Annotated in this window: 18 protein-coding genes and 1 pseudogene; 10 read left to right on the top strand and 9 right to left on the bottom strand. The window is 37.7% G+C overall.

What is annotated here, in order from left to right; translation table 11 throughout:
- Nucleotides 1-31 precede the first annotated feature (31 nt).
- Entirely contained in the window at nt 32-1,033 is a 1,002-nt protein-coding gene (gene yutH, locus BAQ46_RS16200) for a spore coat putative kinase YutH (RefSeq protein WP_061131748.1), read from the bottom strand.
- Between the two features lie 120 nt (nt 1,034-1,153).
- Between yutH and BAQ46_RS16195 the strand changes: the two genes are divergently transcribed.
- Nucleotides 1,154-1,645: a phosphatidylglycerophosphatase A family protein gene (locus tag BAQ46_RS16195; RefSeq protein WP_000665103.1), complete on the top strand. Its 492-nt coding sequence runs from the start codon at nt 1,154-1,156 to the stop codon at nt 1,643-1,645.
- Between the two features lie 23 nt (nt 1,646-1,668).
- Here BAQ46_RS16195 and BAQ46_RS16190 read toward each other — a convergent pair whose 3' ends face one another.
- A complete protein-coding gene (locus tag BAQ46_RS16190; protein WP_000351171.1) occupies nt 1,669-2,148 on the bottom strand; it encodes a GNAT family N-acetyltransferase in 480 nt (159 codons plus the stop codon).
- Nucleotides 2,149-2,756: 608 nt separating this feature from the next.
- On the opposite strand from BAQ46_RS16190, the gene BAQ46_RS16185 reads away from it, so the two are divergent.
- Entirely contained in the window at nt 2,757-3,338 is a 582-nt protein-coding gene (locus BAQ46_RS16185; RefSeq protein WP_000683422.1) for an NAD(P)H-dependent oxidoreductase, read from the top strand.
- A 134-nt stretch (nt 3,339-3,472) separates the two neighbouring features.
- On the opposite strand, the gene BAQ46_RS16180 is transcribed toward BAQ46_RS16185, so the two are convergent.
- The 3 genes from BAQ46_RS16180 to BAQ46_RS16170 form a co-directional block, all read right to left on the bottom strand.
- Nucleotides 3,473-4,237: a TIGR01457 family HAD-type hydrolase gene (locus BAQ46_RS16180; protein WP_000276467.1), complete on the bottom strand. Its 765-nt coding sequence runs from the start codon at nt 4,235-4,237 to the stop codon at nt 3,473-3,475.
- A gap of 108 nt (nt 4,238-4,345) precedes the next feature.
- Nucleotides 4,346-4,978 carry a helix-turn-helix transcriptional regulator gene (locus BAQ46_RS16175; RefSeq protein WP_000503356.1) on the bottom strand — a complete coding sequence of 211 codons (633 nt, stop codon included), beginning with the start codon at nt 4,976-4,978 and terminating at the stop codon, nt 4,346-4,348.
- A gap of 71 nt (nt 4,979-5,049) precedes the next feature.
- Nucleotides 5,050-5,490: a DUF86 domain-containing protein gene (locus BAQ46_RS16170; protein ID WP_000274014.1), complete on the bottom strand. Its 441-nt coding sequence runs from the start codon at nt 5,488-5,490 to the stop codon at nt 5,050-5,052.
- 147 nt (nt 5,491-5,637) lie between these two features.
- Here BAQ46_RS16170 and glpX point away from each other — a divergent pair, with 147 nt between their 5' ends.
- The 3 genes from glpX to BAQ46_RS16150 all read left to right on the top strand — a co-directional run bounded on the left by glpX (nt 5,638) and on the right by BAQ46_RS16150 (nt 7,767).
- Nucleotides 5,638-6,609, top strand: coding sequence for a class II fructose-bisphosphatase (gene glpX / locus BAQ46_RS16165; protein WP_000439090.1), 972 nt, complete (start codon nt 5,638-5,640; stop codon nt 6,607-6,609).
- 17 nt (nt 6,610-6,626) lie between these two features.
- Nucleotides 6,627-6,893: a DUF3055 domain-containing protein gene (locus BAQ46_RS16160; protein WP_000392610.1), complete on the top strand. Its 267-nt coding sequence runs from the start codon at nt 6,627-6,629 to the stop codon at nt 6,891-6,893.
- A gap of 373 nt (nt 6,894-7,266) precedes the next feature.
- Entirely contained in the window at nt 7,267-7,767 is a 501-nt protein-coding gene (locus tag BAQ46_RS16150; RefSeq protein ID WP_061131751.1) for a hypothetical protein, read from the top strand.
- A 45-nt stretch (nt 7,768-7,812) separates the two neighbouring features.
- Here BAQ46_RS16150 and BAQ46_RS16145 read toward each other — a convergent pair whose 3' ends face one another.
- Complete coding sequence (locus tag BAQ46_RS16145) at nt 7,813-8,115, bottom strand: YutD family protein (protein ID WP_000435941.1); 303 nt, start codon at nt 8,113-8,115, stop codon at nt 7,813-7,815.
- A 118-nt stretch (nt 8,116-8,233) separates the two neighbouring features.
- Here BAQ46_RS16145 and BAQ46_RS16140 point away from each other — a divergent pair.
- Nucleotides 8,234-8,814 (top strand): annotated as a pseudogene (locus BAQ46_RS16140) (YhcN/YlaJ family sporulation lipoprotein).
- Between the two features lie 37 nt (nt 8,815-8,851).
- Here BAQ46_RS16140 and BAQ46_RS16135 read toward each other — a convergent pair.
- Nucleotides 8,852-9,583, bottom strand: coding sequence for a MerR family transcriptional regulator (locus BAQ46_RS16135; RefSeq protein WP_071742163.1), 732 nt, complete (start codon nt 9,581-9,583; stop codon nt 8,852-8,854).
- 85 nt (nt 9,584-9,668) lie between these two features.
- Between BAQ46_RS16135 and BAQ46_RS16130 the strand changes: the two genes are divergently transcribed.
- Nucleotides 9,669-10,484, top strand: a complete 816-nt coding sequence (locus BAQ46_RS16130) for a YhfC family intramembrane metalloprotease (protein WP_002163480.1) — start codon at nt 9,669-9,671, stop codon at nt 10,482-10,484.
- A 22-nt stretch (nt 10,485-10,506) separates the two neighbouring features.
- Here BAQ46_RS16130 and BAQ46_RS16125 read toward each other — a convergent pair whose 3' ends face one another.
- Nucleotides 10,507-10,950, bottom strand: coding sequence for a hypothetical protein (locus tag BAQ46_RS16125; RefSeq protein ID WP_071742162.1), 444 nt, complete (start codon nt 10,948-10,950; stop codon nt 10,507-10,509).
- 132 nt (nt 10,951-11,082) lie between these two features.
- Between BAQ46_RS16125 and BAQ46_RS16120 the strand changes: the two genes are divergently transcribed.
- Together BAQ46_RS16120 and BAQ46_RS16115 are read left to right on the top strand one after the other, a co-directional pair.
- Nucleotides 11,083-11,637 (top strand): histidine phosphatase family protein, encoded by a 555-nt coding sequence (locus BAQ46_RS16120; protein WP_071742161.1) that lies wholly within the window; start codon nt 11,083-11,085, stop codon nt 11,635-11,637.
- Nucleotides 11,638-11,711: 74 nt separating this feature from the next.
- On the top strand, nt 11,712-12,191 hold the full coding sequence (locus BAQ46_RS16115; RefSeq protein WP_061131755.1) for a YbaK/EbsC family protein: 480 nt from the start codon (nt 11,712-11,714) through the stop codon (nt 12,189-12,191).
- A gap of 20 nt (nt 12,192-12,211) precedes the next feature.
- Here the strand turns inward: BAQ46_RS16115 and lipA are convergent, their stop codons facing one another.
- Entirely contained in the window at nt 12,212-13,108 is an 897-nt protein-coding gene (gene lipA / locus BAQ46_RS16110) for a lipoyl synthase (protein WP_000166370.1), read from the bottom strand.
- 189 nt (nt 13,109-13,297) lie between these two features.
- Here lipA and BAQ46_RS16105 point away from each other — a divergent pair, with 189 nt between their 5' ends.
- Entirely contained in the window at nt 13,298-14,281 is a 984-nt protein-coding gene (locus tag BAQ46_RS16105) for a M23 family metallopeptidase (protein ID WP_071742160.1), read from the top strand.
- Nucleotides 14,282-14,312 lie beyond the last annotated feature (31 nt).

The following is a 14,312-nucleotide window of genomic DNA, read 5'->3' as shown; positions in this document are numbered from 1 at the left end:
AGAGACCTCAATCGGTCTCTTTTTTATATTTTTAAGACAGCCAATCTAATTTTCTAATCCCAAGCTTATCAACTGGTAAACGGAGTGAGCCATAAAAATGCTTCATAAATTGCTCAGAGCGGTTCACATCGTGTAAAATGGCTTCTAAACGATCTCTATACATGCTTTTTTGTTCTTCGTTTCCTGTTTGGTAATATCGTTCGACTGTTTCAAAATAGTGAAGCGGGAACAGGAGCCTTGCAAATAATAGGCGCCACCCAAATGAGGATAGCGAATAATTCCGTTCATAATCTGTAACAAATTGAACGATTGTTTGCTCCCAGTCTTTCTTTTTTTCAATCATCATATAGCGGATTAATTCTGCTATATCTCGAGTTGGGTGATCATACACCCAATCAAAAGGGAGTTTGAGACGCTTCGTTTGATGCCATAATAAAGGTGTGAATCGTTCTTGGCAAATGGTTGCTGCATCCGTTAGTTGCGGTGTGTCATCCATTTCTGTATCAACAACATATTGAATGGCATTTTCCGCAACTCCTAAGTAATACGGGAAGGATTCAATAAACAATTGATCGAATACGTCTGTAGGGTGGTTCATCACTTGTGATTGCCAAAACTTTTCTAATTGATCGAGCCTTTTTTCCCATAATGCTTTCCATTCACCAATGCGGCTTAGTTGCTCAATTTCTTCTGGAAAGAATGCACCTCGTTTATGGAATATAGAAAGCTCACTTCCTAATGACATAGCATGTCGTTCTAACGCGCGCATACCTTTTAATAAGCAGTAATTTTGTTCTTCTATCTCACTTACATAGTAGCCGTGTATAGTCGGAACGAAAGTCGCTACAGTTATATCCCCTTGCTGGTTCATATAATCACTGAGCTTTTTCATCTCTACAAGTACTTCTTCCTCCATTTCTCCAATTGGAACAAGTACATAAATTTTGTTGCGAATCCAAAAGCTTTTATAGGGGCCAAGGGGGATTAATTCTTTAACATGCATATGATAATGCTCATAAATATGATGAATCATCGCAGTCGCCACCTATGGTTTTTCTTTATATATATGAGCTTGTGCTCGCCTTTCATTCCTATGCACATGATAAAGCAACGAAACGTATACAAATACTAAAAAGAAAAAAAGGTGATAAACATGAAAGAATCAAATCAACTACAAGAAAGAGCATTGCAACTATTACAAGAACGCGGTGTAACAATTGATGATATTGCTGAACTTGTTCATTTTCTTCAAAAAAAATATCATCCAAATTTAGAGATGTCAGAATGCCGTTATAACGTTGAGCGTGTATTATCAAAACGTGAAGTACAAAACGCACTGATTACAGGTATCGAACTCGATGTTCTCGCTGAAAAAGGCATGTTAAGTGAGCCGTTACAAGATATCGTAAAACGTGATGAAGGCTTATACGGAATTGATGAAGTGATCGCACTTTCTATCGTTAATGTGTACGGCTCTATCGGTTTCACAAACTTTGGATATATCGATAAATTAAAACCTGGTATTTTAGAATACTTAAATGATAAATCAACTGGAAAGGTGCATACATTCCTTGATGATATCGTTGGCGGAATCGCTGCCGCTGCTTCAAGCCGTTTAGCGCACAGAGCTGAGCATTCGGAATAATAAAATATGAAAGACCGTCAGTGTCATACTGACGGTCTTTCATATTCCATGAGCATAAATTCTCTTCCGCGGCTCAAAAAAATGGGCCCTTGCTGAAAACCTATGTTTTTATATAGCGTAATCGCTCTTGTATTAAATGTTGCTACACTAAGTCGAAACGTTTTCGGCCTAAATTCTTTAACAGCAAATGCTATGCCAACTTGAAAAAACATTTTTCCCAGCCCTTTCCCTGTTAACGCCGGCTTCATGCCAAGTCCGATATCAATTACATCTTCTCCACCATATAAATGGGCATCTCGTCCCCCTGGCACTTGTGCATTTTCTCCAAAACAAAAATAGCCGATAAACTCCCCATTATCGTCACAGCAGCCATAATACGTCCCATCTAATAATTCTTCTATTACTTCTTCTTCGCCTGAAAAACTATACAAATGATAAGGTTCTTCATACGTCCACGTATTTATCTCATTTGCTTCTTCTACCGTTAACTTATGTATATCCATCCTTCTCTCCCCTTATCAAATATTCTCTATATACTCATTCATTTTTCGTGCCTCATTTCCCTCTAATTGAAATATGCACAATTGCATACGCACGCCCACGGAACAAATGGTACAATTCATTTGAATCGCTGTTGCTACACTTCTTGATCAAAGAAAAGGCGTTAAAACGGATATTAGCGCCTTATCAAACTCAAGCAATTGGCACATTTTGTCATCTTGAAAGACACTCGAAAGAGTGTCTTTTTTTCTATACCTTACAAGGACTTACTCATTTCAAAGCATAAGCACATAAAATAATGTAACTCTTTACATGCATGAATTCTTTTCTAAAAGTTATGCAGTAGACTCAAAATAAAAAAGCACTCTTGGCTAGAGTGCTTTTTACTTTCAAATTAGGAGGTTACATATATGGATAGTACTCTCGTATTTAACTTCGGCATTGGTATTATCATTATTTTATTTGTTTTCTTTGTTCTTTGTATGAGTGGTGTGTAGAAAGACGATTTGAGGCGTCTTTTTATACATATGTATTACTTGACTTTCATAAAAGAAGTAACAATAATGGTTACAGAGAAACCATTCACATATCACAAATAGGAGGAAGAACAATGAAACATGTAATCGTTTATGCACACCCAAATACAGAAAGCTTCAACCATGCGATTTTAGAAACGGTAAAAAGTGAATTAGAAGAAAAAGGTCATGAAGTACGCGTTCGCGATCTATATGAATTAAACTTCAATCCAGTATTAGGCGCTTCCGATTTCATCTCATTTTCTCAAGGAAACACACCAGCAGATATTAAAGAAGAGCAAGAGCATATCTCTTGGGCTGATAGCATTACATTTATTTATCCAGTTTGGTGGGCGGGACTTCCTGCTATTTTAAAAGGATACGTTGACCGTGTATTTAGCCACGGCTTCGCTTATGCTTACGGTGAAAATGGCATCGAGAAGTTATTAAGCGGTAAAAAAGGATTATTATTATCTACAATGGGAAATACGAAAGAGGCATACACAGCAGGCGGTATGTTTGACGCAATGAAAAAAACAGCTGATGTTGGTATTTTTGAATTTACAGGCATTGAAACAATTGAGCATACATTCTATACAAGTGTTCCTTCTGTAGATGATAGTGTGCGTAAACAATATCTTGAAGAGGTTAAAGATGTTGTGAATCGTGCATTTTAAATAAAATTATATCAGCGCAACTTAAATTATATCGGCGATTTTCTAATTATATCGACTTACAGACAAAAACCGACACTATTCACAACTGAATATTAGAAAAAAAGCTGCTCCAAAGTTTGGAACAGCTTTTTTCATTACATCTTCTCAATCCACTCCGTCAAGTTATGCACAACTTGCGTCGGTTGAACTTCGTATTCTGTTAACTTCTCCACAGTTGTTACTCCAGTGTGGACAAGAAGCGTATGCATGCCAGCATTGATTCCTGCTAAAATGTCTGTGTCGTAGTTATCCCCAACCATTAAGGCTTCATTCTTTTCTATGCCAAGCACTTTTAAAGCTTGTTCCATAATGATTGATTCTGGTTTTCCGATAAAGATTGGATCCACACCTGTTGATACTGCTACAACTGATGTTAATGAACCGTTACCTGGTAATAACCCGCGCTCAGTCGGAATGGCAATGTCTCCATTTGTAGAAATAAACGTTGCGCCGTTACGCACAGCAAGACAAGCTTTTGCTAATTTTTCATATGTGATGTCACGATCTAAACCAACAACAACGAAATCAGGATTTTCATCTACAAGTTCAAATCCTTTTTCCACAAGCGCATCATGTAAGCCTTCTTCACCAATCATATATACAGTTGCGTCTTGTTTACGTTCGTAAATGAAGTTTGCTGTTGCCATACTCGTTGTGAATACTTGCTCTGCTTTCGCTGGAATATCGAAACGAACAAGTTTTTCTGCCACTTGTTCTGGTTTACGAGTTGAGTTATTCGTAACGAATAAATATGGAATGCCGCGCTCTCCTAATGCTTTTACGAAGTCGCTCGCTTCTTCAATTTGTTCTTCTCCGCGATACATTGTACCGTCTAAGTCAATTAAGTAACCTTTATACATCGATTATGTCTCTCCTTCTATGCTAACGTTCTTACCTTATCATACCACTCTTATATTACCCGCTTTTCCAAAAGAAAAAACGCTTTACCTTAAAGCGCCCCATAACGTTCATTTTTTCTCTTTTATTTGGTAAGAACAACTACAATCGCCCTCGCACATGTTTGCTAGCGTTTTTACATCTGCGTTCGCAAATAAACGATTATACATCTCTTTTTCATCTTCACACACTTGCGGGAATCTCTCAGCGATTTCCTTTAACGGACAGTTTTGTTTTTCAATTACGAAAGAGTTCTCTCCGTCTCTCTTAATTTGAACCATATAACCATTTTTCTCTTGCATAGCTGCTATCTCTTGCACTTTATATGCTAAATTCTTTTGATTACTTACGCGCTTTTGTAACTGTTCTTCCATTCGCTTCGTTCTCTCTTTTAAAACGTAACGAAGGATTTTTTCATCGCCCATTCGCGCTAAATCTTCTAGCATATCAATCGCAAATTGCTTATACTCTTTCGGGAATGTGTCTTCTCCCTTTTCGCTTAATCCATACAAATAAGTTGGTCTTCCGACATGTTGCCTTACCATCTTGGAATAGATGAAACCATCTTTCTCAAGATTACTTAAATGTCTTCGAATCGCCATTTCTGTAATCTCTAAAACTTCAGCTAGTTCCGCTACGGTGTGCTCTCCCTTTACTTTCAACAACTGCACAATTTCATCTTTCGTCGTACGTGCTTCCCCCATGCTTCACCCTTCTCCCTCACATACAATATAAGACCCCCAAAAGGCATTCTCTGGGGATCTTATAAGCATAATTATTCTGGTACAAATGCAGATACAGGTCCTAATTCCTTTTCTAAATAACTGCGAATATTTGCTGGGTATTTCCCTACCACCGCAATATGTTTTTGAATCGTCTTATATAATTCATCATGATTCATTTGAATATAATCTTGCGTAAGCATTTTTCGAAGAAGAATCACTTCTTTCATTCCTTGTCCTTCTTCTGCACTTATCACTCGCTCGTCCATTAAAATATCAATAATATCTTCATAGCTTCCTGGATCGCGCATAATAAATCCATCAATCATCGCATTCCCTACATCTAATACAGAATCAATCATTAGATGCGCTATGCGTTCTAATGCGTAAAATTCAAACTCGGTTTCATATATCTTTTTCTCTTGAAATGTACTTGTTGCTCGTTCTAAACATACTAGCATTTGTTCTATTTTCTTTCTGTCTACAAAATACATGAATGTCACCTACCTGGAAATTAAAGCATTTACATTTTAATTGTAACGCTTTCTTCTGAAAAAATCGACAATTTTTCGAATTCACCTTTTCCCCGTAATTTGTTATAGTTATATTTGTATGATTTTTGAAATTGGAGGAATGGAATCTTGGAACGTGAACTCGCACTAGAAATTGTCCGTGTAACAGAAGCAGCAGCATTAGCATCCGCACAGTGGATGGGCCGCGGAAAGAAAAATGAAGCAGATGATGCAGCAACTACAGCAATGCGTGATATGTTCGATTCAGTAAACATGGCAGGTACAGTTGTAATTGGTGAAGGAGAACTTGATGAAGCACCGATGTTATATATTGGTGAAGAACTAGGAACAGGTAACGGTCCAGAAGTAGATATCGCCGTTGACCCATTAGAAGGTACAAACATCGTTGCAAAAGGTCTTGCAAATGCAATGGCAGTTATCGCAATCGCAGATAAAGGAAACCTTCTTCATGCTCCTGATATGTACATGGAAAAAATCGCGGTTGGTCCAAAAGCAGCTGGTAAAATTAGCTTAGATGATCCAATTGAAAAAACAATTGAAATTGTAGCGGAAGCTAACAATAAAAAGATTCGCGATCTAACAGTTATCGTTCAAGAACGTGAACGTCATCAAGATATTATTGATCGTGTTCGTGCAAAAGGTGCACGCGTAAAATTATTTGGTGACGGTGATGTTGGTGCGTCAATCGCAACAGCACTACCTGGAACAGGTATCGACTTATTCGTAGGTATTGGCGGAGCTCCAGAAGGCGTTATTTCTGCAGCAGCATTAAAATGCCTTGAAGGTGAAATGCAAGCTCGCTTAGTTCCAATGAACGAAGAAGAAGAAGCTCGTTGTCGTGAAATGGGATTAGAAGATCCTCGTCAACTTCTTATGTTAGACGATTTAGTATCTGGTGATGATGCAATCTTCTCAGCAACTGGTGTATCTGCTGGTGAGTTATTAGACGGCGTGAAATTCCTAGGCGGAGATTTAGCTGAAACATACTCTATCGTAATGCGTTACAAAACAAGAACGGTACGATTCATTAAAACGCATCACCATTTAGATCATAAGCCACACTTAAACTTAGATATTTAATAAAAGGAGCCATGTGTATGGAAGAACGTTTCTTTCTGTATGACGACACTGTCGCTACAAAAACTCGTTTCGTTAGCTTTATGGGAGAAAATGAGCGTCATGATTTAGCGCTACTATACTCCGATCGTCATTACGGTAAAACAATTGTCCTTGATATGCAGCGTAATAAATTTGCAATCATCGGCACTGACGATTTAAACGAACCAGGCTACTTAGAGCACGCATTTTCTATGACTGAAGAAATTGCAGAAGAACTACGCTCATTTTTATTTGAACTTATATAATTTATCTCAAACACCAGCCTTTTAGCTGGTGTTTTTTCGTCACAAGAGTTTCGAATTTTCAAACTTCTATGTTATAATGAAAAATAAATCTATTTGGATAGAAAGGACGTTATCTACGTATGCCAACATTTACTTTGTAATGGACCAGCAATTGGATAGCATTACTCTCAAAAAAGCACCACGCTTTTTCAAGGGAGTAGTCTGCCCATTCCCATTACAAAGGAACGTATTGCATCTGTAGTATGATGTTTACGGAGGTTCCTCTTTACGGGAACCTCCTTTTATTTTTGTCTTTTTCTCATGTCTTCATACTACAAGACATCCAAATAGCTGTATTACGTTCCTTTACCACTACTATAAGAGGTGAAGGAAAATGCAGAAAGTACAACTTTCTTGGAGTTTATATGAAAACGAGCAAAACACAATCGAAAAGTATTGTAAAAATTGCAGACGCACTACCCTATTTACCGACACAAATATTCGTAGGCATAACGCCAACGGAAAAAACATATACCGCTTTGCCATTTATAAATGTCCGAAAGATCATACGTGGAATCAAAAATTGCATATTTATAAATCATATACTGACCACGTTGAAACAGTCGATATGACGCAGGAAGATCAAATAGAAGCAACTACTACTACCATTTCCATTACACAGCATAAAGAAAGTGGTATAGCTGAAATTACGATTGTATTAGACCTTGTTTTCGGTTCTCACCGGATGGATAAAGCATTATCCACATATATTTCCGACTGGAGCCGTACACGCATTGTGGATAAAATTAAAAACGGGGATATTCAATTGAACGGACAACAAATGAAACCAAATACAATACTTTCTGAAGGCGATCGTATCTCGATTTGTTTATAAATGAGAATATGCAAAAAATCCTCTTACAATTGTAAGAGGATTTTTTTATTTCTTCACTTTTCGTAATACGAAGTGTGCACAACCAAAGTTACAGTACTCGTATAAATACTCCGATAACGTACTAATTTTCGTATCATATGTCGCACGCTGGTTACTATCATCAAAGAATCCGCGCAATCTAAGTTGCTCATAACCCCAGTCCCCAACGATGTAATCATATTTATTTAAAATTTCTGCATAGCGCTCTTTAAATGCTTCTTCACTAAAACCGTCACGAAAGTTTTTAATTACTTCGTACTGCACATTATTAATGCTCACCGTAGCATGAATCTCCTGCTTTTGCTCCATCATTAACTTCCTCTCTAAGCATTCTTCTTTTTATCGTATCACAAAGCATACCAACCAACAATTTCAAATACAAAAAATTGAAAATTAGTGCATGCTATGGAGAAGGAGGTGATACATCGTGAAAAAACAAATTATACTTTCTCTCCTCACTCTTTCCTTATTCGCAGGCTGCCAACCAACGAATAAAGCCGAAATGGAACGTGAAGAAGGAAGTCGTGTTCTTGTTTCCAACAAAAATGACATGTATCATACGGAAAATACAAATACACGATTAACGAGAGTCGGCTATTCATCTAAACAAAAGCATGAAGTATCTAATAAACAAGTAGGAGCCATTAACCGTGAGAAAGTTGCTGAAATGATTACAAGCATGACAGTCAAACTTCCTGACGTTACAAACGCTGCTACGCTCGTTACAGACGATGAAGTATTTGTTGTATACCGTGCAAACACAACGGATCCGAAACTCGTAGCGGATCAAGTATATAGAGCTGCTTTGTCCATCGTCCCTCGCTATTATAAAGCATATGTATCAACAGACCAAAAGTTGATTTCTCAAATTCAAGGGCTTCAATCTGGCGCATTAAATGATACAGAATATACGCAAAGCCTCGATATGTTAAAACGTGAAATGAGTAAAAATCCTCATTTGAACAATACAGGGGGGATCAGACTTTAAATGATATGATAAAAAAATAAAGAAGGTGGAGAAAACCTCCATCTTCTTTATTTTTTACTATTTCTTACGATTTGCGTAAACCTCCATCGCATCACACATAAACTGAGCTAATCCTTCACCAAACTTATCGATATTTTTCGTAAAGCGCTCATCAGCGACGTACATTTGACCAAGTCCTTTAAAAGCATCTAATGAATATTCACCGAATTTTTGCAAGTAATTGTACCATACTCCAATTGCTTCTTGTGCCTCTTTAGAATCTGGTGCCCCGTGTCTAAGCGCCGCTAAGTTTCTGTAAATCGTATTAAACTCTTCTTGGTTTTCTTTAGACATACCTTTCGCATATTCATTCGCTTTATCTACAGCTCTGTCTCCCCATCTTTCACGCGCTTCTTCTTCGTACGGATTATGGCTGAAATCGAAGCCTTCAAATTTCTCTTTATTCGTCATTTCAATCTCTCCTTTTGTATGCTGAATTGTTTTATCAATCGTCGCAATCACTTTATCTAACCTAGCCCGCTTTTCAAGAAGCATTTTCTTATGAAGCTGCAATGCCTCTTTCCGGTCAAATGATGGACTCATGATAATTTCTTTAATTTTCTTCAAAGGGAAGCCTAGTTCTTTAAAAAATAAAATTTGCTGCAGCGTCTCTAAATTTTCATTGGAATACAGACGATATCCAGACTCTGTCGTCTCATCTGGAGTTAACAACCCAATTTCATCGTAATGATGCAGTGTGCGCACACTAATTCCAACTAAATTAGCTACTTCTTTTACCTTCATTGCCATGTGTATCTCCCCCTTAATACATACGATAAAGTATGACGCAACGTTAGAGTCAATAAGTAAATTCATTTTCTTTATAAAATATTTCATGCATAATAGATATGTACATATATTAGAAAGCGGTGAAAATATGGTTTCAAATACTGTAATTGCCAGCATCATCTTTCAACTCATTGTCTCGATTCTGGTCCCAATTATTGTACTCGTTTATTTCCGTAAAAAATATAATATAAATTGGAAAGTGGTCGGCGTTGGTGTTCTTATCTTTATCGGATTTACCCAAATTCTCGAAACACCATTCCACCTATTTATGCGCGGTAATCCAGCAATCGCTCCAATTTTAGAAAATCCATTTGTTTTCGCACTTTATGGCGGACTAACTGCTGGTATTTTTGAAGAATTAGGACGCTTCGTTGCCTTCTTCTTCCTACTAAAAAAATATCAAGAATATAAAGATGGCTTTGCTTACGGAATCGGTCACGGCGGAATTGAATCCATTTTAGTTGGCGGATTCTCTGCATTCCAAGCACTTATATTTGCGAATTCAATTAACAACGGTAGCTTCGCCCAGATGGTCGAAAAAATGCCAGAACTAAGCCGCCTACAAGACATGTTAATTCAGCAACCTGCCTACTTATACTTCCTTGGCAGCTTAGAAAGAATTATGGCACTCGTGCTGCAAATCGCCTTTACAATGCTTGTTTTATACGCAGTAAAACAGAAGAAGTATATCTTCCTTGTGTACGCTATACTATTCCACGCACTTGTAGACTTCTTCGCGGCACTTTACCAAACGAAAACAATTAACATCTTTGTTGCAGAAGGAATCACCCTTCTCTTCACAATTGGCGCTATCATTCTTATTCGTAAAATGAAAGAGAAATTAATGAGTGTGCCAAAGTAAAAATAACCCGCCTGTTGGTGGGTTATTTTTTATAAAGATTATCATAGCGATGATAACTTTTACCGCTTTGTAGCTCCTTCTTTGTTTCTGCATCTATAACGATGTACTTGTGTAACTCTTCTACTTCATTTTGAGAAAAGGAAGCGAAAAAATAAACTTGGCGATCAGGGTGAATAAAAGAATCTTGAAGCACTACTTCCCCCCGACAACCCGCGGCTGTTTTTTGTAAAAAGGAATTTTCTTCGTCGGGTACTTCTTTAAATAAAATCTTTTTTCGAACACTATACGCTGCATTATTGTATTCTTTATACATTTTCTTATCTAACTGTTCGTAAAACACATCTTCGCTCACAAATGACTTATTTCGATTACTTGGATAATCTAACTTTTGATTGGATTGTGCATATGTTGTGGACATTTGCGTAAGAAAACAAATCATGAATACGAGACATATCATTTTTTTCATACTGGCACCTCAATTTTCATTATCCACATTACTTTTCCACATCTATAAATCAATATGCCGTTTCCAATAAAAAGGAATTTTTTCCGCATTTGTCGAAGTATATAGCGTCAACTTGAAAGATGGGGATGAATTATGAAGAAAATCATTGTCATACGACATTGTTCAGCCGCTGGACAAGAACGTCATGCCGAATTAACGACCGATGGAAAAAAACAAGCAAACACCCTTGCCACATTCCTTTTAGAAAACCAACTACAAATAGATCATATTATTTCAAGCCCATTTGTGCGAGCTATCGATTCTATTCGGCCCTATGCACTCCAAGCTAATTTGTCTATCCAAGAAGATGAACGATTAGCTGAACGCATATTAAGCGACGTTTCAATGGACGATTGGATGCAAAAACTAGAATCTACTTTTACAAATATAGATATTGCCTTTTCAGGCGGAGAGTCAACGAAACAAGCAACGGACCGTGTTATATCGCTTATCGAAGACGTTTTAAAATTAAACCATACTACAATATTACTCGTTACACATGGAAACTTACTTACGCTCATTTTAAAGCACTTTGATCATACGATCGGCTTTCATGAATGGAGAGCTTTAACGAATCCTGATATGTACGAAATTACAATTGATGAACAATGTAGCCTAAAACGATTATGGAAAGCACCGTCCAAGTAATATCTCTTTCCAACACATTCAGTTGACGCCACGAGAAGAAACTGTACCAATAATAGAAAGGGGTATCACTCCATATGTACGAAGATGTACTTGCTTTACTACATAAAACAAATGTTTCTTATGAAAAATTCGAACACGAACCGGTACTCGATTATGAGACAGATCGGATCGTACGCGAGAGGCTTGGCTTACAAGGTACTCCAAGTAAAAGCTTATTTTTAAAATCAAAGGCTGGAGATTATTACGTATTTTTCACGTTAGAGGGCACAAGGCTTAACCGCGGAGAGATGAAAGAACTAACAGGAGAACGCTTATCTCTCTGTTCCGCTGATGAACTGCGAGACAAAACTGGTTGTACGCCAGGATGTGTAGCTCCTTTCGGGTATTCACACGATGTAACAATTATTGTGGATAACGCTATTTATACGTACGATAAAATTTTAATTACACCTGGTGTACCTGAATTTACAATTGAATTATCCACAGAAGAATTAAAAAAGATTTTATTAACATGCCCAAATACTGTTTTGGAGTACAAACAAAAAGAGAGCTAATCATTAGCTCCCTTTTTTCATTATTTTGCTTCTGCTGTGTTTTCTTTTGCAGAACGAACTTGCTCGTCCGCATGGTAAGAAGAACGCACAAGTGGGCCAGCTTCACAGTGGCTAAAGCCTTTGCTAAGTGCAATTTCTTTTAGCTCTGCAAATTCCGCTGGTGGGTAATATTTAAGAACTGGTAAATGCTTCTTAGATGGTTGTAGGTATTGTCCAAGAGTTAAAATATCCACATTGTTTGCACGTAAGTCATCCATTGCTTCAATTAAATCTTCTCTCGTTTCACCTAAGCCCACCATAATGCTCGATTTAGTTGGAATATCAGGCTGCATTTCTTTTGCTCGACGTAAAAACTCTAATGAACGATCATATTTTGCTCTAGCGCGAACTCGGTCAGATAATCGACGTACTGTTTCAATGTTATGGTTTAAAATATCTGGTTTTGCATCCATTAACATTTTTAAGTTTTCTTCTACTCCACCCATATCAGATGGTAATACCTCGATTGACGTAAATGGATTTTTACGACGTACAGCGCGTACTGTTTCAGCAAAAACAGCTGCTCCACCATCTTTTAAATCATCACGTGCAACCGCTGTTATAACAACGTGCTTTAAGCCCATTTGTACTACAGAATCTGCTACGCGTTCTGGCTCTTGTAAATCAAGCTCAGTTGGTAAGCCTGTTTTAACCGCACAAAAACGACAAGCACGTGTACAAACCGCACCTAAAATCATAAATGTTGCTGTTTTTCTTACAGCCCAGCATTCATGAATATTCGGACATTTTGCTTCCTCACAAACTGTATGAAGATTTTTAGAACGCATCATTTTCTTTAAGCCTGTATAGTTTTCATTCGTGTTTAACTTAATTTTCAACCATTCGGGCTTGCGCTTATATTCTGTTTGTTTTGTCATGGTTATCAACTCCGCACAATATGAAATAGTTTACCGTGTTCGCTTCTTTCAATGTAACATATCTATTCTAACGTATGAAAGCGATTTGCTCAAATGAAGATTCTAAGATTTTTTCCAATCGTTCCCTATAATGAAATACTCCGTATATCCCACACTAAAAAGAGTGATGATGTGAAAGGAGTCTATTTCATGCTTCGAAAAATTTCTCTTTTGCTTTCGATTTGCTTTCTTCTCCACCAAAACATCGCTTACGGTGAAGATAATCAGCAAAGCATATACGAAAAGCGCATGGCACTATATAAAGAAACCGAGCAATCTTCAGGCATTCCGTGGTATTACTTAGCTGCAATGGATCAATACGAAAGAAATATACGGAGCGTAAGAAAAGATATTCCGAAAAAACCAGATGCCATCATTTCCCTTTATTTCAAACCAGAAATATGGGCTGGACCTGTTAATGGTAACGACACTCTCCCCCACACAATTGCTCTATTTGGCGGGTTAGGTTTAGATGGTGACAAAGATGGATTTGCAAATGCAAATAACGACCGTGATCTTTTGCATACAGCAGCAACGATTTTAAAGAAACAAGGAGCGTCAGAAGAACGTATTAAAATCATGCTCTGGGAATATTATAGACGTGCAAAAACAGTTGATTTAATTACCGAATACGCCCAAATTTATAAACATTACGGACGTATTAATTTAGAAGGAAATGCGTTCCCTCTTCCGATTCGTAGTGACCATAGCTACCGTAGTACTTTTGGCGCTGGAAGAAGTTTTGGGGGAAGAAGAGTTCATGAAGGAACCGATATATTCGCAGGCTATGGCGTACCAGTAAGATCCACTTGCTATGGCATTATTGAAACAAAAGGCTGGAACCGCCTTGGCGGATGGCGCATCGGTATTCGTGACCTTCATAACAATTATCATTATTACGCTCACTTAGGCGGGTTCTCAAAAGAGATACAGCTTGGACAAATTGTCGAACCCGGAAAAGTAATCGGATTTGTTGGTAGCACCGGTTACGGTCCTCCCGGCACAGCTGGAAAATTCCCGCCTCACCTACATTTCGGCATGTATAAAGACAATGGTTATACAGAATGGGCTTTCGACCCCTACATGCACTTAAGTCTTTGGGAGCGAAAAGAACGCGCAAATACAAAACGATAACCGTAGCACATTGCTACGGTTATTTTTTATT

The sequence above is a fragment of the Bacillus paranthracis genome (assembly GCF_001883995.1).
GTDB lineage: Bacteria > Bacillota > Bacilli > Bacillales > Bacillaceae_G > Bacillus_A > Bacillus_A paranthracis.
Note: the sequence above shows the minus strand (reverse complement) of the source record. Positions and strands in the feature narration are given on the sequence as shown.